This is a genomic window from Oceanobacillus sojae, assembly GCF_900162665.1.
In the GTDB taxonomy this organism is placed as follows: domain Bacteria; phylum Bacillota; class Bacilli; order Bacillales; family Amphibacillaceae; genus Oceanobacillus; species Oceanobacillus sojae_A.
Genome location: NZ_LT727812.1, coordinates 854,425 through 875,294, shown reverse-complemented (window position 1 = coordinate 875,294; position 20,870 = coordinate 854,425). Strand labels below are relative to the sequence as shown.

Below are 20,870 nucleotides of genomic sequence, written 5' to 3'. Positions count from 1 at the left end.
CTATATTATTTTGGTACAATAGGAATCGAAAGCCAGGGGGGAGAAGAATGAAATTTCGTTACAGTGATTATTCGATTGAACAATTACATCAGGAAATTGGTAAATTAAAGGAGCAGGCTCAGAAAGCAGAGCAGCTTGGCAATGTTTCGGAGGTACAAATCTGTGAACGGAAAATGCAAGTAGCTCTTGCATATACAATGAGTCCGGATGATTTTAAAAAAGAGGAAATTTATCAGCTTAAAATGGAAACAGGCTATAAATTCAAAATATCCTATGTTAACGGGGTATTTGCCTGGGGCTACCGGATTGATTTATTAGATGAAGAAAGTGAAGATATAGAAGCTTTGCCAATTTCTTTATTAGGAAAAAAGGTAAGCTGAATAAAAAACAACTCAGGTGATGTAAAGTTTCACCTGAGTTGTTACTTTTTCATATAGAGAATGGAAACTTCTGCTAAAAACGTCCTTATCGAAGGACAAGCTTCTGCAAAGGTTTTAGATAATATAGAGGTTATTTATCCTTTCCTTGCTAAGGGGTTGAGTCACTTGGAACCAGTTTGTTTTGAAGCTTCTGTTCTGAGAAGATCCAGCCTGTATAGGAAGTGATTACTTCCAGATTTTTATCCAGCTTCACAACGGCAACAAATGGATAATATCCTTTGCTGCGATAACGCAGGTCAATAAATCGGACCTCCGTGACATCATCTTCATCTGTATTTATTTCCCAGCGGTACACTGGAGAAAAATTAAGGAAGGAAGAGATGTTTTTATCATTTTTAGCAGCTTTTATAACATCTGTATCAGGTAATGGAACACGGTAAAATTCATCAACAATCTCGATGTGCCGATTTTCAACGCTGCCTACATAATAACGGTCGCTGGTTGTTACTGCGACACGCCAGTAATTTTGTTTGAGTGTAGGGGAGGTAGCGACAACCTCTGTATCCGGAAAATATTCTTTGATTTTCTGAACAATTTCCCTTTTGTCCATATAGCGTTTAATGTAATATAATACAATGACCGTATAAATAATGAGCCAGGTATAACCCGGATTTGCGCCTAATGCCCAGGCTATGATACCGGCGACATTCAGGAAAAAAATGTACGGATCAAATGTATTAATAAACCCTTTTGCAATCCATTTTTTGGTGAATGGACGGAAGGCCTGAGTACCATACGCATTAAATAAATCGACAAATACATGAATAGACACAGCCAGCAGTGTCCATAACCAAAGAGTCAGATAGCTTACTTCTGGAACAAATAAATAAATTGCTCCAGATACGAGCAGACTCCACATAAGAATAGCAGGAAGAGAATGAGATGCTCCTCGATGCTGTCTTATATAAGTTGCGTTATTTTTTAATTTAAATATTGTATCAAAATCAGGAGCGTGTGATCCCACGACTGTTCCAACTAATACAGCATGAAATAGTGCAGGATTACTTTGCACAGTAGGGTCCAATGTTGCCAAACCGCCCAGTGCAACACCCATAACTATATGCGTACCAGTATCCATAGCTATATATCCTCCTTAAGTTGCTTCCATCAAAGCAATCCAATACTATTTTAACACATAGGAAGTGAAAACATGAACGATAAAAGGCTAGAACATATAAATATTTCAGCTTTTCAAGAAGACCTGCTCAGATGGTATGAAGAAAATAAACGAAATCTGCCCTGGCGTGAAAATAATAATGCTTATCGCGTCTGGGTATCGGAAATTATGCTGCAGCAAACGAAAGTAGATACGGTTATCCCTTATTTTAATCGGTTTATGGAGAAATATCCAACTGTATATGAATTAGCTGAAGCAGAGCAGCAGGATGTTTTAAAGCAATGGGAAGGCTTAGGTTATTATTCCCGCGCAAGAAATTTACAAACAGCAGTACGTGAAGTTGTGGAAGCATATGACGGAAAAATTCCCGATGATCCGAAGCAGCTCGGCAGCTTAAAGGGAATAGGACCATATACAAAAGGAGCAATTCTTTCGATTGCTTATAACCAGCCGATACCGGCAGTAGACGGCAATGTGATGCGTGTTTTTTCCCGGGTTTTACATATTGAAGAAGATATTTCGCTAAGCTCCACAAAAAAATTATTCGAATACTATGTGGGAGAAATGATTTCAAAGGAAGATCCATCCTCTTTTAATCAGGCCATTATGGATTTAGGAGCGACAATTTGTACACCAAAACAGCCTTTATGCATGTTTTGTCCTGTGATGGAACACTGTCAGGCGTATGTGGAAGGAGTACAGGAAAGCCTTCCGGTCAAAAAGAAAGCAAAAAAACAGAAGAAAATGAAATATGTTGCGCTACTTATCCAAAATAAAGAAGGGAAATATATTATTGAAAAAAGACCGGATTCTGGATTGCTGGCTGGATTATGGCAATTTCCAATGATACCTGCAGATGAAATTGTTGAAAATGATTGGCATGGCTGGCTTTTAGAAAATTATGGGATAGATGCGGAGATAAAAGGTTCATGCACGGCTATTAAGCATGTTTTTTCCCATATAATTTGGAATGTAGATGTCCGAAAAGCAATAACAAATCAGGAAACTGTATCGGACAGCCGGTTAAAATTTGTTTCCATAGAAGAGCTGAAGGAATATCCTTTTCCGGTTCCACATCAAAAAATGATTCCATTTTTAGAAAAAAATAAATTATGAATGCTGGCATCATGTTAATTATGAAGCCTGTTAAAAATTCACATCATCAAGAAAGCGTCTGTAATGCTTTGTTTTCCGGGGTTAAATAGTTGTTAAAAATATTTCTTAAAAAAGTTTGGATAAAGAAAGACGCTTCGGGAAACATTAATTATTGCGGAGGTGATATTGATGGCTAAAAAACAAAACCAACAAAATCCTGCAAAAACTAACGCAGCTGAAGTAAGAAAACAAAACCAACAAGCAGCTCAAGGACAATATGGTACTGAGTTTGCTTCAGAAACAGATGCACAGCAAGTGAAAAAACAAAATCAACAATCTCAACAAAATAAGCAATAACATCTGTTTTACCCAAAAAAAGGGTTTCCAAATACGGAAACCCTTTTAATCATTTAATAAATGTTTATTTATAAAAAGGTATCCCCGAAATACGATTATCATTTGAACATATGAATACTTTATGCAAATGCATTAATAATGGATATAGACGAGAATAATTTCCTGCATAATACATTTCATGCACGGCAGTTATCAGCTGCTGTCACATCAAAAAAACAGCATCTCTATAATTTTACATCCTAAAAATGATTGTAATAAACAGAAGCATTTCAATTAAAAAGGAGTTATCCTTTAACTTTTTAAGCTGAAGGCTTATAATAAAACATAATACATAAATCACTGTATGAAAATGGAGAGGGAGATTTTGGATGGTTTCTCCAAACGCTGGTTCGAAAATGATGATACAAAGTTATAAGCATAGTGGACAACTTCATAGAGTCTGGAAAAATAGTGTGGTATTAAAAGGGACGGAAAGTGTTATAATTGGGGCAAATGATCGTACAAAGGTTATTGAGAGCGACGGTCATTCATGGATGACGAGAGAGCCTGCTATTTGTTATTTTGATGCGAGACACTGGTTTAATATTATTGGCATGCTCCGGGATGATGGAATACACTATTACTGCAACCTCAGCTCCCCGTTTGTCTATGATGAAAAGGATGAAGCTTTGAAGTATATTGACTATGATCTGGACGTGAAGGTATTTCCAGATATGACTTTTCATCTCCTTGATGAAGATGAGTATGAAGAAAATAAAGCTTTAATGCATTATCCGGAAGAAATTGACCGCATTCTTTACCAGCAGTTAGATGTCTTAATTCATTGGATTCGTCAGGGAAAAGGTCCATTTTCCCCGGGATTCGTTGATGACTGGTATGAAATGTACTTAACATACCACTAAGCTGAAGAGTACAGAGACGTGAAAAAACTTCAAAGCGATTTAATTGCAATTAGAATGAATAAAAGGGTATCCTTGTTACGAGATGGAGTGGCAAGGATTTTTTATATTGCATTTTAGAGAATGGATGTGAAATGACGAACATATTCCGTAATACCTTTCAAGCAGAGGAAGATGATAAATGAGCAGTATTAAGCAGTATATGCAATTCGTAAAACCATATAAATGGAAAATAATATGGACATTACTTATCGGTGTTATTAAATTTGGTATTCCATTATTGATGCCGTTAATTTTGAAATTTGTTATTGATGATATTATCACGGTAGAGGACTTTACCCAGTCAGAAAAGATAACACGCTTATTCTGGATAATGGGGATTTCTTTTGTCGTATTTTTAATTGTCCGCCCGCCGGTTGAATATATCCGGCAATATCTGGCTCAATGGGTAGGAAATAAAATTCTTTTTGATATCAGAGGAAAATTATTCGACCACCTTCAAAAATTAAGCCTGAAATTTTATTCGCAGACAAAAACAGGTGAAATCATTTCCAGAGTAATCAATGACGTGGAGCAAACGAAAAATTTTGTTATGACAGGGCTGATGAATATTTGGCTGGACGTAACAACCATTTTAATAGCAATTATTATTATGTTTACAATGGACGTACCACTTACCTTCGTATCAATTATTTTATTCCCGTTATTCGGGATTTCTGTTAAATTCTTTTTTGGACGCTTACGGCGATTAACAAGAGAAAGATCACAGGCCTTAGCGGAAGTGCAGGGCCATTTACATGAGCGCATTCAAGGCGTACCGGTGACAAGAAGCTTTGCGCTGGAGGATTATGAGGATGAGCAGTTTGAAAAGAGAAACAGCCATTTTCTGGATCGGGCTTTAAAGCATACAGATTGGAACGCCAGAACTTTTGCAGTTACAAATACAATTACTGATTTGGCACCGTTATTAGTTATAGCTTTTGCAGGCTATCAGGTCGTTATGGGCAATACATCGCTTGGTACAATGGTAGCCTTTGTCGGGTATATGGAGAGAGTTTACAGTCCGTTACGCCGTCTTATTAACTCCTCTACAACCTTAGTACAATCAATTGCGTCTATTGACCGGGTATTTGAATTAATGAATGAGCCCTATGATATTACCGACAAAAAAGATGCAGTTGATCCTGGAAGGCTGCAAGGAAAAGTAACCTTTAACCAGGTCTCTTTTCAATATGATGAGGATACAGAGCCTGTGCTCAAAGATATCGATCTTCACGTTCAAAAAGGGGAAACTATTGCCTTTGTCGGAATGAGCGGAGGAGGAAAATCAACATTAATCAGTCTGATTCCCCGTTTCTATGATGTGACTGGTGGTTCCATTGAAATTGATGGAATGGATTTAAGAGATATGAAAGCACGTTCACTGCGTGACAATATTGGAATGGTGCTCCAGGATAATATTCTGTTCTCCGAATCGATTGCTACAAATATTCGCATGGGTAACCCGGATGCAACAGATGAGGAAGTTATCAGTGCAGCAAAAGCAGCAAATGCCGATGACTTTATTAATGAAATGCCGGAGGCTTACGAAACGATGGTTGGAGAACGCGGTGTGAAATTATCGGGTGGACAGAAGCAGCGGATTGCAATTGCGCGCGTATTCTTAAAAAATCCGCCAATCTTGATTTTTGATGAGGCAACATCCGCACTGGATTTAGAAAGTGAGCACCTTATTCAGGAAACACTGGAAAAGCTTGCTTCTGATAGGACCACCTTTATCGTTGCTCACCGACTGGCAACAATTACCCATGCAAATCGTATTGTTGTCGTTGAAAACGGAGAAATTGTAGAAATAGGATCTCATGAAGAATTAATGCGGCTCCGTGGACATTATTATGATTTGTATCAGATTCAGAACTTGGAGGAATAGGGAGAGGATCTCTCTTTTCCTCCTTTTTGTATAAAACTACAAGGGAGGGTTTTGATGCAAACTTTTCGAGAGTTGAAATCAGAAGATGAAGCAGCTTTTTACCGTTATATTAATCAATGGCATTTAAAAGAAGAAACAGTCATTCCAACAGCTACAGAAATACAGCGTTATAATAACTATCAGCATTTTATTAAATATCTTTTCCAGTAAACAAGCTGATTTCAATCACAATTTTGTTCCTAATTCTACATATTTCCTATTCGTTGGAAATGAGATTGTTGGTGCTTCTAATATTAGGCATGAGTTAAATGAAGGATTAAAAGAAATTGGTGGACATATAGGCTATGGGGTAGCCCCAAATGAACGAAATAAAGGATATGCAACAAAAATATTAGAGTATTCCTTAGTCTATTTAAAAAAGATGAAAGTTCATGAAGCTCTCATAACCTGTAATCAAAAAAATCATTTCTCTGCTAAAGTTATTATGAATTGTGGGGGAGTGGAGGGGGATTCTTTTAAAGACGAGAAAGGAAATATAACTCGAAGATTTTGGATTCCATTAACTTAACAAATACAAGAAATGTCTTCTGGGGATATAGTCTATATCCCCAGAAGACATTTTAGTGTGTTATCTTTATTATTGATTTTCTGCCATTTCTGCAAATACACGGCCGACTGCATCAATTGTATTTTCGATATCAGAATCTGTATGCTCTGTTGTTAAGAACCAGGCTTCGTATTTAGAAGGTGCCAGGTTAATGCCTTCTCTCAGCATAAGCTGGAAGAACGTTGCGAAGGCTTCCCCATCTGAAGCTTCGGCCTCTCTGTAGTTTGTGACTTTGTCGACTCCAAAGTATACAGTTAGAGCTCCACGGAGACGATTAATTGTAATATGAATATTATTTTCTTCTGCTTTTTCCAGAATACCTTCTTCCAGACGTTTTCCGAGTCGTTCTAATTCTTCATATACACCGTCTTCTCTTAAAACCTCTAAGCAGGCAATCCCCGCGGCCATAGAAGCAGGATTTCCCGACATAGTTCCTGCCTGGTAAGCTGGCCCGAGTGGCGCAACCTGTTCCATGATATCCTTTCGACCGCCGTAAGCGCCAATTGGCAGGCCGCCGCCAATAATTTTACCCATTGCTGTTAAGTCCGGCTCAATATTGTAGAGCTGTTGTGCACTTCCATAAGTGAAACGGAATGCAGTAATCACCTCATCATAAATGACAAGCGCACCGGCGCGGTGGGTAAGTTCATTTACTTCTTCTAAGAATCCTTCAAAAGGTTCTACGATTCCGAAGTTACCTACAATCGGTTCAACAATTACAGCTGCAATTTCACCTTCCCAGGCTTTTAATGCTTCTTTAAAAGCTTTTAAATTATTAAATGGAACGGTAATTACCTCTGCCGCACTGGAAGCAGGAACACCTGCTGAATCTGGTGTACCCAGTGTTGATGGTCCAGATCCCGCCTCAACCAATACAGCATCAAAGTGTCCATGATAGCATCCGGCAAATTTAATGATTTTTGTCCGGTTTGTATAGGCGCGGGCTACACGAATGGTAGTCATCACAGCCTCTGTACCTGAATTATTAAAACGAACCCTTTCTAATGAAGGCATGGCTTCCTTTAGCATTTTTGCAAATGTATTCTCAAGTTCAGTAGGTGTTCCGTAAAGAACCCCGGTTGTTGCTGCCTCAGCAATTGCTTTTGCAATATGCGGATGTGCGTGACCAGTTATGATTGGCCCGTATGCAGCTAAATAGTCAATATATTTATTATCATCTACATCCCAGAAATAGGCTCCCTGACCTCTTTTCATATATACAGGAGATCCTCCGCCAACAGCTTTATAGGAGCGGGATGGAGAATTAACTCCGCCGACAATATGTTGTAAAGCTTCCTCATGCAGCTTTTCAGAATTTGTAAATTTCATTTCGTTTTCCTCCTCATTCTGCCCAACCTGTAAAGTATCTGACCGTCACCTTACAAGTTCATCTAAAAAAGGTAAAAAGCAGATTTTCTCTGTTTATTTTCACCCCAATTACTAATATAACAAAAAAATGAATGGAAAACTTGTACAAACTGTTTCAATTTCCGCATATATATTAAATAGTGAAGAGTGACTGTTTAAAGATGAAGAGATCTGAAGCTGGATTTGGGAGGGTGTAAAGTTACCTCTTACGATATCGGAGGGCTTGTTAATCGTATACCGTATTTACCTTTAAGTTCATTGTTAGCAGCCGTTCCATAGAAAAGATTATTTGGAAGGAGTAAAAGAAATGGCTATCCCTTGGATATTTTTTATCCTGGTTATGGTTTTAATCGGCAAAAGCATCTATGATTTTATTCAATATAAATCAATTCATTCACATTTACAAATGAAGGAAGGGCATTTTTCTTTAGAAATTTTTATAGCAATGCTTGTTGTTTATTGCATTACAATGGTCGGTTATGGTTTGATCTACTTTATTTTATCATTTCAAGGGATTGTAATCGTAGAGCATGGAGAACTCAGAGAGGTAACTATATGGGGATCAGTAGTCCATTCCATCTATTTTAGCGGCGTAACTATACTGACACTTGGCTATGGTGACCTGGCACCGGTTGGTATTGGGAGGATTATTGCAATTTCTGAAGCATTGATTGGATATATTCTGCCGGCTGCTTTTGTATTAAAAGTGGTACAAATCAGCAGCAGAGACAGTGATAAATGAATCTGATCCAGCGATATGCTATATTTAAGAGAGAAGCAGTATTCATTAAATGGAGGGATTAGATGTCAATTGAATTAGGAACAAAAGTAAATGATTTTACATTACCAAATCAGGACGGTGAAAACGTAAGCTTATCTGATTTTAAAGGAAAGTACGTTGTTTTATATTTTTATCCAAAGGATATGACACCGGGGTGCACGACAGAAGCATGTGACTTCAGAGATCATCATGAAAGCTTTGCTGAGTTGGATGCAGTAATTGTTGGAATCAGTCCGGATCCGGAAGCACGTCATCAAAAATTTATAGATAAGCATGATTTGCCATTTACTTTACTTTCAGATGAAGATCATCAGGTAGCCGATCAATTTGGAGTATGGAAGCTGAAGAAAAATTTTGGGAAAGAATACTATGGTATTGAACGTTCCACATTTATTCTTGATAAAGAAGGAAATCTTGTCAAAGAGTATCGAAAGGTCCAAGTGAAAGATCATGTGCTGGATGCTTTAAATTATTTAAAGGAAAATAATGAGGACTAAGTATTTCAGGATTGGGGATGAAATAGCATGCGAATCTATACAAGGTCTGGAGATAAAGGTCAGACATCGCTGGTTTATGGTCAGCGTGTACCGAAAAATCATTTAAGAGTGGAAGCGTATGGGACCTGTGATGAAGTGAATTCAAGCATTGGCTTGGTGACAAGTTATATTGAAGAAACAAATTGGGATGGTAAGCTTGCATTTCTTGACCAGTTACAACGTGTACAGACAATTCTTTTTCATGTTGGTGCTGAATTATCCACGCCAAAAGATAAAGAAGTTTATTGGAAGCTTGAACAAAAGCATATTGATGAGATGGAAAAACAAATTGATGAATGGGATAAATCTCTTGAACCGTTGAAGAATTTTATTCTTCCATCAGGCCATCGGGCAGCCAGTGCTTTGCATCATGCACGCACAGTTGCCAGAAGGGCAGAGCGTTTAACAGTTGGTTTGGAAGATGAAGTAGAGAATAAGCTTGTTTTCGGTTATTTGAACCGGTTATCAGATTATTTATTTGTTGCTGCCAGATATGTAAACCAGCAATTAGGAGGAGAAGAAAAGCATCTTCACGCCGATGTTTGATTTACGTGAATTAATTGACATTATGCACACAGGGCGATAAACTAATTATAAGAATTATAATCTAATAATTTTATTAATTGGGAAGAGAGGTGTTTAGGGTGTCTGAAGATAAATTACGGCAAGCAATTGATACATTAAAGCAGTCAGGCGTCCGCATTACACCACAACGACACGCCGTACTGGAGTATTTGCTTAATTCAATGGTTCACCCGACTGCGGATGATATATATAAAGCACTTGAAGGAAAGTTTCCAAATATGAGTGTCGCAACAGTATATAATAATTTGCGTGTGTTAAAAGATATCGGGCTGGTCAGAGAACTCACTTATGGAGATTCCTCAAGCAGGTTTGATTGTAATACGTCAGATCATTATCATATCATTTGTAATCAGTGTGGAAAGATTGTTGATTTTCATTACCCTTCATTAGATGAAGTAGAATCGCTTGCGGAGCAGGTAACAGGCTTTGATGTCAGTCATCACCGTCTGGAAGTTTATGGTACATGCAATGCCTGCAAGGAGCAGCACGCGGCAAAATAAGAGACATATTAATATGTAAAAAATGACTGGAGATAGTATTTATTTAGGCTTTTATACTATCTCCAGTCATTTTTTTGTTTTATAGCAATGGCTTAATATTTTGGCTTTTTTGCGAACTAAAATTTAAATATATTGAGTATAAGTAAGTATAAGGAACTTCAGACTTGCTAAAAAACAAGTGAATACAAGCTTTTCAATTATTATCAAAAAAGCATCATACCTAAAGTGAAAATCTATCTCACGCAGGCATGGTGCTTTTTAATTATTTATTTTCTTCACGGAATTTGCGATGATTATACCGTTCGTCGAATTCCTTACCTTCTAGATTCTTATCTAATGTCAGCGGTTCTTTGCAGTGCATACAGGCATCTACCCGGCCCAGCATTTTTGTAGGCTTTTCACAGTTTGGACATATAACAGGAACTGCTCTTAAGGATAAGGTGCCAATCCATATGTATACAACGCAGCTAAGTACAATCATCAGTACACCTATTATAAACAGGATAAGCATTAACCATTCAATGCGGCGAACCATAATTCCACCATACATTACTAAGATACCAGCGAACACAAGGATTAAGGCAAAGGTACGGATTTTATTTATTTTACTTGAGTAAGTTATTTGTTGTGCCATTTAAATCCCCCTTAAGATTCAAATTTAGTATATCATAGAATATTAGAAGAATGAATATTAAAGAAAACTTTGCAATTCAAGCCTTAAAACGGCATGGGATTGAACACCTATCTTGGACAGATAACGGGATTATGATTACTATCCTACATTAAATTTTTATACTTTCCTATAGCTCAAAAAAGGTTTTTTAAAAGTATATATAGAATTATGTTTAATTAGAGGAAAAACAGGGAGGCAACTGTTAACATGGAAAATTTTCAAAGAATGATTTATCAAGAGCATGCGAGTAATCCAAATACATTAGGAATACTAGTTGTTGAGAAAACGCAATTTGATCGTCCGATTACGGATGAATTTGATAGCATTTTACTGATTATTGTCGAAAACCAAGAAGTGGATTGGTTTGTAAAACATTATGAAATAAATGGGCAGACGGTTGCTATGCATATTGTAACGAAATCAATTCTGATGGATTGGATTGATACAAGCGGTTACAGGCGTGCAGCAGAATGGGTTATTTATGGAAGAAAAGCTTATGACAGAAATGAGTTTATAAAAGGATTAAAGGATGAGCTTCAATCTTTTCCAGAGGATAAACGTACACTTAGAAAGATAATTGATTTCGGAAAGCTGCTGAAAAACTTTAGTGAAGGAAAAGCGTTATATGAATCAAGAGAGGTTATGGATTCTTATAGTAAAATTTTAAATGCTCTGCACTATTTAGCGAGATTATCTGTTGTTGATCAAGGCTATTATCCGGAAGTAACTGTGTGGAATCAGGTAAAGAACATTGATTTAGAAGTATACAAACTATATGAAAAATTGATGGACAGCACAGAGAATTTAGAAAAGAGAATTGAATTAATGCTGATTGCAATGGATTTTGTCATGCTGAATAAAGCAGAGTCTGCCTCGGCCCATCTGTTAAATTTATTAAGTAAAGAAGATGGCTATTGGTCATATGCTTCTATTAAAGCTTTACCAGAGATAGAACACTATACCTTAGATTTACATGCGATTGTATCTTATTTAGAAGAAAAGGATATTATTGATATGAAACTGCTTCCTACTAAAAATCCGGATGTATTTCAGAGAATGTATAAGGTGAAGGAACTAGAGGAAGTATGATAATGGTATCTGAAACGGAAGCTTTGGAGGGAAATCAAATTACTTATCCTACAATTTTTGTGAAATTGTAGAATAAGTAATTTTTGGTTTCTGCTTTGTAATTATGTTATTATAACTGCAGCAGGTTTCAGTTATTACTTATAGAAGATGATTTTAGGGAGAAAAGTAAATTCAGCAAATTATATATAGTAGAGAACTTTATTTCTCCTTTTGGAGGGGAGAATAACTGAAACTGTATTAGAAGGAAGTCTCTTTTTATGACACGCATAGAGAAAATTTATTTTAAAAATAGCAGCAAATACTTTGCGATAATAATATGTGAAAAGGGTCAGATTTTAATTTATATCGAACCTACATTTTTTACTGTACACAGTGAAGCTTCAAAATATATCTATAATTAAAAAACGGATGTATATTATTTTATTTGAAATAATAGGGGGATATTTAACTCTTGGTATAAACTTTTTATGATTAGAGTGGAAATTTTAAATAGTAATAAATTTTTTATGCAAGTATCTTAAGGGAATTATCGCCTGTGAAAGAAAGAAAATAAAAAGGCGTATTAAAAATAACTAATGCCTTTAGAATGGTATTCTTCATGTTTGTATATGAAGTACAGAAACTTAAGAAAAGTTGATATACTAATGTTTTACATTATTGTATCTCTTTTGTCTAAGGCGCTGTTTCAAGGTGAACTCTAATGGGTCTGAAATTTGCTTTTAACAAATTTTAAAATAATCGTTGACTTTCTTTTTTTAGCATGGTAAAGTTAATCTCGTTGCTGATTCGAGCAAGCGCTCAGTTAATAAAATATAAAAAAAGAAGTTGACAACAAACTTTGATTTATGTTATATTAATAAAGTCGCTGCTTGAGATAAGGCGACAAAGAAATTGCTCTTTGAAAACTGAACAAAACAACCAGTACGAAAGAAGAAAAACACCTCGTTTTTCTTGAATATTTAAGTCAGAAGTTGACTTCTGAAAGCTAAAGAATACAAACACTTTTATGGAGAGTTTGATCTTGGCTCAGGACGAACGCTGGCGGCGTGCCTAATACATGCAAGTCGAGCGCGGGAAGCGGACAGAACTCTTCGGAGGGACGTTCGTGGAACGAGCGGCGGACGGGTGAGTAACACGTAGGCAACCTGCCTGTAAGACTGGGATAACTCGCGGAAACGCGAGCTAATACCGGATAATACTTATGATCTCCTGATGATAAGTTGAAAGGCGGTTTTTGCTGTCACTTACAGATGGGCCTGCGGCGCATTAGCTAGTTGGTGAGGTAACGGCTCACCAAGGCGACGATGCGTAGCCGACCTGAGAGGGTGATCGGCCACACTGGGACTGAGACACGGCCCAGACTCCTACGGGAGGCAGCAGTAGGGAATCTTCCGCAATGGACGAAAGTCTGACGGAGCAACGCCGCGTGAGTGATGAAGGTTTTCGGATCGTAAAACTCTGTTGTCGGGGAAGAACAAGTATGATAGTAACTGATCGTACCTTGACGGTACCCGACCAGAAAGCCACGGCTAACTACGTGCCAGCAGCCGCGGTNACAGGACATCTATCTGAATACATAGGGTAGATGAGGCAGACCCGGGGAACTGAAACATCTCAGTACCTGGAGGAAGAGAAAGAAAAATCGATTTCCTGAGTAGCGGCGAGCGAAACGGAAAGAGCCCAAACCAGGAAGCTTGCTTCCTGGGGTTGTAGGACACTCTAACGTGAGTTACAAAGAAATTCTTTAAATGAATCGACTTGGAAAGGTCAGCCAAAGAAGGTAACAGCCCTGTAGTTGAAAAGGAATTTCCTCCGGAGTGTATCCTGAGTACGGCGGAACACGTGGAATTCCGTCGGAATCCGGGAGGACCATCTCCCAAGGCTAAATACTACCTAGTGACCGATAGTGAACCAGTACCGTGAGGGAAAGGTGAAAAGCACCCCGGGAGGGGAGTGAAATAGAACCTGAAACCGTGTGCCTACAAGTAGTCGGAGCCCGTTAATGGGTGACGGCGTACCTTTTGTAGAATGGACCGGCGAGTTACGATCGTATGCAAGGTTAAGTGGAAGACACGGAGCCGTAGCGAAAGCGAGTCTGAATAGGGCGAAGGAGTATGCGGTCGTAGACCCGAAACTGTGTGATCTACCCATGTCCAGGGTGAAGGTCAGGTAACACTGACTGGAGGCCCGAACCCACGTATGTTGAAAAATGCGGGGATGAGGTGTGGGTAGCGGTGAAATTCCAATCGAACACAGAGATAGCTGGTTCTCTCCGAAATAGCTTTAGGGCTAGCCTCAAGATAGTGAGTACTGGAGGTAGAGCACTGATTGGACTAGGGGCCCCTACCGGGTTACCGAATTCAGTCAAACTCCGAATGCCAGTTACTTCAACTTGGGAGTCAGACTATGGGTGATAAGGTTCATAGTCGAAAGGGAAACAGCCCAGACCGCCAGCTAAGGTCCCAAAATATACGTTAAGTGGAAAAGGATGTGGCGTTGCACAGACAACCAGGATGTTGGCTTAGAAGCAGCCATCATTGAAAGAGTGCGTAATAGCTCACTGGTCGAGTGACGCTGCGCCGAAAATGTACCGGGGCTAAACGTATTACCGAAGCTGCGGATTGTTCTTACGAACAATGGTAGGAGAGCGTTCAAAGTGCAGAGAAGTCAGACCGTGAGGACTGGTGGAGCGCTTTGAAGTGAGAATGCCGGTATGAGTAGCGAAAAAAGAGTGAGAATCTCTTTCACCGAATGCCTAAGGTTTCCTGAGGAAGGCTCGTCCTCTCAGGGTTAGTCGGGACCTAAGCCGAGGCCGACAGGCGTAGGCGATGGACAACAGGTTGATATTCCTGTACCACCTCATGATCGTTTGAACAATGGGGGGACGCAGGAGGATAAGGAGTGCGCACTGATGGATGTGCGTCCAAGCATGCGAGGAAGTCAGACAGGCAAATCCGTCTGATATATTTCTGAGCTGTGACGGGGAGGGAAATAGAGTACCGAAGTTCCTGATTTCACACTGCCAAGAAAAGCCTCTAGTTAGATCATAGGTGCCCGTACCGCAAACCGACACAGGTAGGCGAGGAGAGAATCCTAAGGTGAGCGGGAGAACTCTCGTTAAGGAACTCGGCAAAATGACCCCGTAACTTCGGGAGAAGGGGTGCTCACTTGTGAGTGAGCCGCAGTGAATAGGCCCAAGCGACTGTTTAGCAAAAACACAGGTCTCTGCGAAGCCGAAAGGCGAAGTATAGGGGCTGACACCTGCCCGGTGCTGGAAGGTTAAGGGGAAGAGTTAGCTCTTCGGAGCGAAGCTTTGAACCGAAGCCCCAGTAAACGGCGGCCGTAACTATAACGGTCCTAAGGTAGCGAAATTCCTTGTCGGGTAAGTTCCGACCCGCACGAAAGGTGCAACGACTTGGGCACTGTCTCAACGAGAGACCCGGTGAAATTATACTATGCGTGAAGATGCGCATTACCCGCGACAGGACGGAAAGACCCCGTGGAGCTTTACTGTAGCCTGATATGGAATGTTTGTGCAGTTTGTACAGGATAGGTGGGAGCCTTTGAAGCGTGAGCGCCAGCTTACGTGGAGGCACCCGTGGGATACCACCCTAACTGTATGACCATTCTAACCCAGGACCGTAATCCGGTTCGGAGACAGTGTCAGGCGGGCAGTTTGACTGGGGCGGTCGCCTCCTAAAAGGTAACGGAGGCGCCCAAAGGTTCCCTCAGAATGGTTGGAAATCATTCGTAGAGTGTAAAGGCAGAAGGGAGCTTGACTGCGAGACCTACAAGTCGAGCAGGGACGAAAGTCGGGCTTAGTGATCCGGTGGTTCCGCATGGAAGGGCCATCGCTCAACGGATAAAAGCTACCCCGGGGATAACAGGCTTATCTCCCCCAAGAGTTCACATCGACGGGGAGGTTTGGCACCTCGATGTCGGCTCATCGCATCCTGGGGCTGTAGTCGGTCCCAAGGGTTGGGCTGTTCGCCCATTAAAGCGGTACGCGAGCTGGGTTCAGAACGTCGTGAGACAGTTCGGTCCCTATCCGTCGTGGGCGTTGGAAGTTTGAGAGGAGCTGTCCTTAGTACGAGAGGACCGGGATGGACACACCGCTGGTGTACCAGTTGTTCCGCCAGGAGCATAGCTGGGTAGCTACGTGTGGAAAGGATAAGTGCTGAAAGCATCTAAGCATGAAGCCCCCCTCAAGATGAAACTTCCCATCACTTCAAGTGAGTAAAATCCCTCAGAGACGATGAGGTTGATAGGTCCGAGGTGGAAGCGTGGCGACACGTGCAGCTGACGGATACTAATCGATTGAGGACTTATCTAAGTTTTTTGATGTCATGTTACTCTTATTTAGTTTTCAGGGTGCAAAATTATACATATTTTTTAAAATTAGTACTTGATTTTTTCTCAAAAACGATTATAATATTGATTGTTACTGATTTTTAAAATCCTTGTCTGGTAACGATAGCGAAGAGGTCACACCTGTTCCCATGCCGAACACAGAAGTTAAGTTCTTCAGCGCCAATGGTAGTTGGGGGCTTCCCCCTGCGAGAGTAGGACGTCGCCAGGCAAGAGTATTCTCTTATTAAGTCCTTAAGGACAAGCGAATTACTTCTTTATTTAATATTATGGATTATTCCACAGTAGCTCAGTGGTAGAGCAATCGGCTGTTAACCGATCGGTCGTAGGTTCGAATCCTACCTGTGGAGCCATATGGAGAGCTGTCCGAGAGGCCGAAGGAGCACGATTGGAAATCGTGTAAGCCGCTATCGCGGCTTCGAGGGTTCGAATCCCTCGCTCTCCGCCATTAAAACTTTCACATGGCCCGTTGGTCAAGCGGTTAAGACACCGCCCTTTCACGGCGGTAACACGGGTTCGAATCCCGTACGGGTCACCAATTATGGAGGATTAGCTCAGCTGGGAGAGCACCTGCCTTACAAGCAGGGGGTCGCAGGTTCGAGCCCTGCATCCTCCACCATGTAAGATTCATAAGTTCATATCGCGGGGTGGAGCAGTCTGGTAGCTCGTTGGGCTCATAACCCAAAGGTCGTAGGTTCAAATCCTACCCCCGCAACCAAAATGGTCCGGTAGTTCAGCTGGTTAGAATGCCTGCCTGTCACGCAGGAGGTCGCGGGTTCGAGTCCCGTCCGGACCGCCATTAAAAGATTGAAAACAGTATATGGCTTGGTAGCTCAGTCGGTAGAGCAGAGGACTGAAAATCCTTGTGTCGGCGGTTCGATTCCGTCCCGAGCCACCTTTTTAATCTTCGTGGAGGGGTAGCGAAGTGGCTAAACGCGGCGGACTGTAAATCCGCTCCCTCAGGGTTCGGCAGTTCGAATCTGCCCCCCTCCACCATTTATAAAATTTTATAGGGGTATAGTTTAATGGTAAAACGAAGGTCTCCAAAACCTTTGATGTGGGTTCAATTCCTACTACCCCTGCCAATATGGCGGTCGTGGCGAAGTGGTTAACGCACCGGATTGTGGCTCCGGCATACGTGGGTTCGATCCCCACCGGTCGCCCCTTTTTTATTTAATACATAAATTAATATTTGATCATTGGGCCATAGCCAAGCGGTAAGGCATCGGGTTTTGATCCCGTGTACCCTAGGTTCGAATCCTAGTGGCCCAGCCATTTTTGCGGAAGTAGTTCAGTGGTAGAACATCACCTTGCCAAGGTGGGGGTCGCGGGTTCGAATCCCGTCTTCCGCTCCAGAAGAAATGGCGGTATAGCCAAGTGGTAAGGCAGAGGTCTGCAAAACCTTTATCACCGGTTCAAATCCGGTTACCGCCTCCAAAACATGCCGGTGTGGCGGAATTGGCAGACGCGCGGGACTCAAAATCCCGTGTCCTCTGGGACGTGTCGGTTCGACCCCGACCACCGGTATCTTAGAAGCGCTGAATCTCTTGCTACGCAAGGGTTCGGCGTTTTCTATTTCGAAGGAATATGCGGTAAGCACTTCGCAAGACTCGATACACTTCGCAGGACTAAATTAAAGCGCGAAGAAGGATGCGAGTAAGATGGCGAAAAGGCGAACGTTTATATCTGATACTACGGAAGAACTTAAGCAGAATACGAACGTAATAGATGATAGCTTCGACGAAAATGTCGAGGCTTTTTTGCGTTCTGTACGGTTAAACCAACGAAGTGAGGATACGATTTTTTACTATCGAGACAAATTGCGGAATCTCGAAAAAGTACTATCGCAACAAGGGTATTCAACAAGGATTAGGAGTATTACAGAGGACATTCTAAGCGATGGGTATATTCTGTACTCGAAAGAGGAGAAAGGACTTAAGGATACGACTATTCGAACGAATCTAAGGGCTTTCCGAGCGTTCTTTAATTGGTGCGTTAAGAAGGGAGTTATCGAAAATTCTCCGATGAAAGATATTAAGATAGGAGGAGCAAAAACAACGGACATTGAAACGTTCACGAAGGAGCAAATTTCCGAACTATTTGCGCAACCTAACCTTTCTACTTTCGTAGGGTTACGAGATTACGTTATAATGGGCGTTTTCCTGGAGACGGGAATTAGATTGCGAGAACTTGTCGATATTGAAATTAACGATGTGAGACTGGAAGATTCGCAGATTCTTATTCACGGTAAAAACGGTAATGATCGTTTAGTTCCGTTCCAGGCAAAAACGGCGAAGCTACTACGTAAATATATGCGGATAAGAGGACGCTCAGAAACAGATTACTTATTTATAACTCATGATGATACGAAGATGTCCCGCCGAGCCGTGCAGAATCGGATTGAAAAGTATGGGAGGATGGCGAATATAAAAAACGTAAGAAGCAGCCCGCACACCTTCCGACACACTTTTGCGAAAATGAGTGTTAGGAATGGCGCTAACGTTTTCGAATTGCAGAAGATACTCGGACATTCTTCGCTGGATATGGTTCGGGTCTACGTTAACCTATTTAGTACGGAAGTTTTCGAATCACATAAACGTTTTAGTCCGATGGAGAATTTAAATCGAATAAGATAGCGTATAAAGAGCGTCCTTTTGGGCGTTCTTTTTTTTATGCGCAAAATTAATTTAAACTTTTTTCGATAAAAACGTTCCACTACGTTATAAATACGACTAAGTAGTATTGTAAGTTATTTTCGTAAAAGTAATAACGATTAATAAAAACCCTTAGCAAGGCTTTGCCTTGCAGCTAAGCTTTGCTTAGCTTAAGAGTACTTTATTAACGTTATATTTCGCTTACTAAAAACTATCGGAAAGGAGGAAAGTAATATGCGCTATATAGGTAACGACATATTCCGAGAAAGGATTTATCTCGATAGACAACCGAAAGTAGGCGATAGAGTCGAGTACGTATACGACGGATATTCGGCTGAATTTCCGATCGAAAGCGAAGGAACTATCGTAGATGTACATGCAGACATTCCGTGTGTGCTAAAGGTCGAAATGGATAGAAGTGACGAGATAGTTTCGTACATTCACGAGGAATGGGTCGCAATTTATGAGGATCGGTACTATAAATCGACGTGAGAAAAACGTGTTAAAAGGCGATTTCTCGGAATCCCATTCGGGAGTAGAACGATACAAACTTACGAGGAGGTTACGAAATGATAACGAAGCAAGAATTCGAAGCTATCAAGGAACGCTGCGAAAAAGCGACAAAGGGTCCGTGGACAAGGTCGGTTTATAAAGTATATGATGGCGAATTAGGGTACGAAGTTGCTGACCCTGCAAGAACGGAGGACGCTACCTTCATCGCAAATGCACGCCAAGACATTCCAAAGCTTATTGCAGAAATTGAATCGCTATGTCCTATCGGAGATTTAGATATCGTCAGCTCTCTTCGGACAGAAAAAGATTATCTTACGGACATTATCGAAGAAAAGGACGGAGAAATCGAACGGCTACGTAAGAGCGTTGAAATGAGCAAGAAGATAATTCGTAGTTTAACGCATGAAAATGCCGTTTTAAGAGGAGAGAAACCTATACCCCTAGAGTCCATTAAACTAAACGGAGGCGATTAAATGACGATTAATGACGTAAGAGCTGCGATGGACGATTTAGTCGAACATTACGGATTCTCGGAGGACACTGTTATCCATACGATAGGAAGTTATGGAGAAAGTCGTCCTATTAACGGATTCGACGAAGGGGACGACGGCAAACTGTACGTAATTGGATACGGTTTGCGTCCTGTAAAGGAGGGAGAGATTGAATGAGCGAGAGCTTAGCGAAACAAATCACGGAAAAAGTATTCGACCTCGATAAAGTTGGCGTAGGGGATGTCGTAGAAGTTAAGAACGAGAGTACGCATCACTTTTCGGGGATTGTAGTAAGCGCAGTTCCCGAACGTTTAAAGTTAGCAATTCATGCTCCTTTTGCGGATAGATTTGCGAAGCATGTAGGAATTCAATGCGTCGACGCAAAAGACGCCGACAAAGTACGCATATTATACCGATCATACCACAACGCAACAGGAACGGAGGACGATACGTATGGCAGACGCTAAAGTATCTACGAAAGACTGGCGCAATCTCCCGATAGAAAAATGGAATACGACAACTATCCGAACGTACCTCATTCATCTAACCGAAGAAAAATTCGGAGTCACTTACGAACCTACAGGCGCAGGCTCAAAAAATCAGCGTTGGATACGCGAAAACGCCATGATTAAGCAGGCAATCGTTAATTACGGAGCAGCCGAGCTTAAACGGTTTATCGAAATCTGCATCGAAAAGTATACGCCAAAGCCTCAATACCCGTATATGACGTTTACATTCGCTTGGAGTTATATGCGGGAAAATATGCCGGTTGTACAGGCGGAGATAGAGAAAGAGCGTGCGAAAGAAAGGCGGAAGCAAGAGGCTGCGAAATCAACGGAAATAGACGAAGGATTCTTTTAAGGAGGC

Annotated in this window: 19 protein-coding genes, 14 tRNA genes, 1 rRNA gene, 1 pseudogene and 1 other annotated feature; of the genes and pseudogenes, 32 read left to right on the top strand and 3 right to left on the bottom strand. The window is 40.8% G+C overall.

Translation table 11 applies throughout. The features are described 5' to 3' along the window. Positions 1-47 precede the first annotated feature (47 nt). Positions 48-380 (top strand): YfhH family protein, encoded by a 333-nt coding sequence (locus tag BN1068_RS15240; protein ID WP_077603685.1) that lies wholly within the window; start codon positions 48-50, stop codon positions 378-380. A 148-nt stretch (positions 381-528) separates the two neighbouring features. Here the strand turns inward: BN1068_RS15240 and BN1068_RS15235 are convergent, their stop codons facing one another. Beyond that, positions 529-1,518: a metal-dependent hydrolase gene (locus BN1068_RS15235; protein WP_077603684.1), complete on the bottom strand. Its 990-nt coding sequence runs from the start codon at positions 1,516-1,518 to the stop codon at positions 529-531. Between the two features lie 72 nt (positions 1,519-1,590). Between BN1068_RS15235 and mutY the strand changes: the two genes are divergently transcribed. From mutY to BN1068_RS24315, 6 genes and pseudogenes are all read left to right on the top strand, one after another. Further along, the gene (gene mutY / locus BN1068_RS15230) at positions 1,591-2,673 is read left to right on the top strand and encodes an A/G-specific adenine glycosylase (protein WP_077603683.1); all 1,083 of its coding nucleotides are present in this window, start codon (positions 1,591-1,593) and stop codon (positions 2,671-2,673) included. 168 nt (positions 2,674-2,841) lie between these two features. Then, positions 2,842-3,006 (top strand): annotated as a pseudogene (locus BN1068_RS15225) (gamma-type small acid-soluble spore protein); the annotation flags it as partial. A 371-nt stretch (positions 3,007-3,377) separates the two neighbouring features. Continuing rightward, positions 3,378-3,911 carry a nucleoside tri-diphosphate phosphatase gene (ntdP, locus tag BN1068_RS15220; protein WP_077603681.1) on the top strand — a complete coding sequence of 178 codons (534 nt, stop codon included), beginning with the start codon at positions 3,378-3,380 and terminating at the stop codon, positions 3,909-3,911. A gap of 178 nt (positions 3,912-4,089) precedes the next feature. Then, positions 4,090-5,838 carry an ABC transporter ATP-binding protein gene (locus BN1068_RS15215; RefSeq protein WP_077603680.1) on the top strand — a complete coding sequence of 583 codons (1,749 nt, stop codon included), beginning with the start codon at positions 4,090-4,092 and terminating at the stop codon, positions 5,836-5,838. A gap of 54 nt (positions 5,839-5,892) precedes the next feature. Next, positions 5,893-6,048 (top strand): hypothetical protein, encoded by a 156-nt coding sequence (locus BN1068_RS23710; RefSeq protein WP_175637163.1) that lies wholly within the window; start codon positions 5,893-5,895, stop codon positions 6,046-6,048. Beyond that, the gene (locus tag BN1068_RS24315) at positions 6,008-6,406 is read left to right on the top strand and encodes a GNAT family N-acetyltransferase (RefSeq protein ID WP_077603679.1); all 399 of its coding nucleotides are present in this window, start codon (positions 6,008-6,010) and stop codon (positions 6,404-6,406) included. Before BN1068_RS23710 ends, BN1068_RS24315 begins: the two co-directional genes overlap by 41 nt. A 69-nt stretch (positions 6,407-6,475) precedes the next feature. Here BN1068_RS24315 and BN1068_RS15205 read toward each other — a convergent pair whose 3' ends face one another. Beyond that, positions 6,476-7,774, bottom strand: coding sequence for a glutamate-1-semialdehyde 2,1-aminomutase (locus tag BN1068_RS15205; RefSeq protein ID WP_077603678.1), 1,299 nt, complete (start codon positions 7,772-7,774; stop codon positions 6,476-6,478). A 346-nt stretch (positions 7,775-8,120) separates the two neighbouring features. Here BN1068_RS15205 and BN1068_RS15200 point away from each other — a divergent pair, with 346 nt between their 5' ends. The 4 genes from BN1068_RS15200 (at position 8,121) to perR (ending at position 10,215) form a co-directional block, all read left to right on the top strand. Continuing rightward, a complete protein-coding gene (locus BN1068_RS15200; RefSeq protein ID WP_077603677.1) occupies positions 8,121-8,555 on the top strand; it encodes a potassium channel family protein in 435 nt (144 codons plus the stop codon). A 62-nt stretch (positions 8,556-8,617) separates the two neighbouring features. Next, complete coding sequence (gene bcp, locus BN1068_RS15195; protein WP_077603676.1) at positions 8,618-9,091, top strand: thioredoxin-dependent thiol peroxidase; 474 nt, start codon at positions 8,618-8,620, stop codon at positions 9,089-9,091. 27 nt (positions 9,092-9,118) lie between these two features. Further along, a complete protein-coding gene (locus BN1068_RS15190) occupies positions 9,119-9,676 on the top strand; it encodes a cob(I)yrinic acid a,c-diamide adenosyltransferase (RefSeq protein WP_077603675.1) in 558 nt (185 codons plus the stop codon). A 98-nt stretch (positions 9,677-9,774) separates the two neighbouring features. Continuing rightward, the gene (gene perR / locus BN1068_RS15185; protein ID WP_077603674.1) at positions 9,775-10,215 is read left to right on the top strand and encodes a peroxide-responsive transcriptional repressor PerR; all 441 of its coding nucleotides are present in this window, start codon (positions 9,775-9,777) and stop codon (positions 10,213-10,215) included. Positions 10,216-10,477: 262 nt separating this feature from the next. On the opposite strand, the gene BN1068_RS15180 is transcribed toward perR, so the two are convergent. Continuing rightward, positions 10,478-10,849 (bottom strand): YgzB family protein, encoded by a 372-nt coding sequence (locus BN1068_RS15180; protein ID WP_077603673.1) that lies wholly within the window; start codon positions 10,847-10,849, stop codon positions 10,478-10,480. Positions 10,850-11,095: 246 nt separating this feature from the next. Between BN1068_RS15180 and BN1068_RS15175 the strand changes: the two genes are divergently transcribed. The 21 genes from BN1068_RS15175 (at position 11,096) to BN1068_RS15065 (ending at position 20,864) form a co-directional block, all read left to right on the top strand. Further along, entirely contained in the window at positions 11,096-11,977 is an 882-nt protein-coding gene (locus BN1068_RS15175; protein WP_077603672.1) for a nucleotidyltransferase-like protein, read from the top strand. 1,003 nt (positions 11,978-12,980) lie between these two features. Beyond that, positions 12,981-16,310 (top strand) — a sequence feature (most likely nonfunctional fraction of RNA operon). 130 nt (positions 16,311-16,440) lie between these two features. Continuing rightward, positions 16,441-16,556 (top strand): 5S ribosomal RNA (rrf, locus tag BN1068_RS15165). 67 nt (positions 16,557-16,623) lie between these two features. Continuing rightward, positions 16,624-16,698: transfer RNA gene (locus BN1068_RS15160), tRNA-Asn, on the top strand. Positions 16,699-16,701: 3 nt separating this feature from the next. Next, positions 16,702-16,793, top strand: a tRNA-Ser gene (locus BN1068_RS15155). A gap of 15 nt (positions 16,794-16,808) precedes the next feature. Beyond that, positions 16,809-16,883 (top strand) — tRNA-Glu (locus tag BN1068_RS15150). A gap of 5 nt (positions 16,884-16,888) precedes the next feature. Beyond that, positions 16,889-16,964: transfer RNA gene (locus BN1068_RS15145), tRNA-Val, on the top strand. Between the two features lie 22 nt (positions 16,965-16,986). Continuing rightward, positions 16,987-17,063: transfer RNA gene (locus tag BN1068_RS15140), tRNA-Met, on the top strand. Between the two features lie 4 nt (positions 17,064-17,067). Then, positions 17,068-17,144, top strand: a tRNA-Asp gene (locus tag BN1068_RS15135). Positions 17,145-17,167: 23 nt separating this feature from the next. Continuing rightward, positions 17,168-17,240, top strand: a tRNA-Phe gene (locus BN1068_RS15130). Between the two features lie 16 nt (positions 17,241-17,256). Beyond that, a tRNA-Tyr gene (locus tag BN1068_RS15125) sits at positions 17,257-17,341 on the top strand. A gap of 15 nt (positions 17,342-17,356) precedes the next feature. Next, positions 17,357-17,430: transfer RNA gene (locus BN1068_RS15120), tRNA-Trp, on the top strand. Positions 17,431-17,435: 5 nt separating this feature from the next. Beyond that, positions 17,436-17,508, top strand: a tRNA-His gene (locus tag BN1068_RS15115). Between the two features lie 37 nt (positions 17,509-17,545). Further along, positions 17,546-17,620: transfer RNA gene (locus BN1068_RS15110), tRNA-Gln, on the top strand. Positions 17,621-17,625: 5 nt separating this feature from the next. Beyond that, positions 17,626-17,700: transfer RNA gene (locus BN1068_RS15105), tRNA-Gly, on the top strand. A gap of 8 nt (positions 17,701-17,708) precedes the next feature. Then, positions 17,709-17,782, top strand: a tRNA-Cys gene (locus BN1068_RS15100). 6 nt (positions 17,783-17,788) lie between these two features. Beyond that, a tRNA-Leu gene (locus BN1068_RS15095) sits at positions 17,789-17,872 on the top strand. A gap of 134 nt (positions 17,873-18,006) precedes the next feature. Continuing rightward, entirely contained in the window at positions 18,007-18,981 is a 975-nt protein-coding gene (locus tag BN1068_RS24310) for a tyrosine-type recombinase/integrase (protein ID WP_077603671.1), read from the top strand. A 587-nt stretch (positions 18,982-19,568) separates the two neighbouring features. Further along, complete coding sequence (locus BN1068_RS23705) at positions 19,569-19,985, top strand: hypothetical protein (protein ID WP_175637162.1); 417 nt, start codon at positions 19,569-19,571, stop codon at positions 19,983-19,985. Next, positions 19,986-20,180 carry a hypothetical protein gene (locus BN1068_RS15075; protein ID WP_077603669.1) on the top strand — a complete coding sequence of 65 codons (195 nt, stop codon included), beginning with the start codon at positions 19,986-19,988 and terminating at the stop codon, positions 20,178-20,180. Beyond that, positions 20,177-20,470 carry a hypothetical protein gene (locus tag BN1068_RS15070; protein ID WP_077603668.1) on the top strand — a complete coding sequence of 98 codons (294 nt, stop codon included), beginning with the start codon at positions 20,177-20,179 and terminating at the stop codon, positions 20,468-20,470. Before BN1068_RS15075 ends, BN1068_RS15070 begins: the two co-directional genes overlap by 4 nt. Continuing rightward, positions 20,457-20,864, top strand: coding sequence for a hypothetical protein (locus BN1068_RS15065; protein WP_077603667.1), 408 nt, complete (start codon positions 20,457-20,459; stop codon positions 20,862-20,864). Before BN1068_RS15070 ends, BN1068_RS15065 begins: the two co-directional genes overlap by 14 nt. The last annotated feature ends 6 nt before the right edge of the window (positions 20,865-20,870 follow it).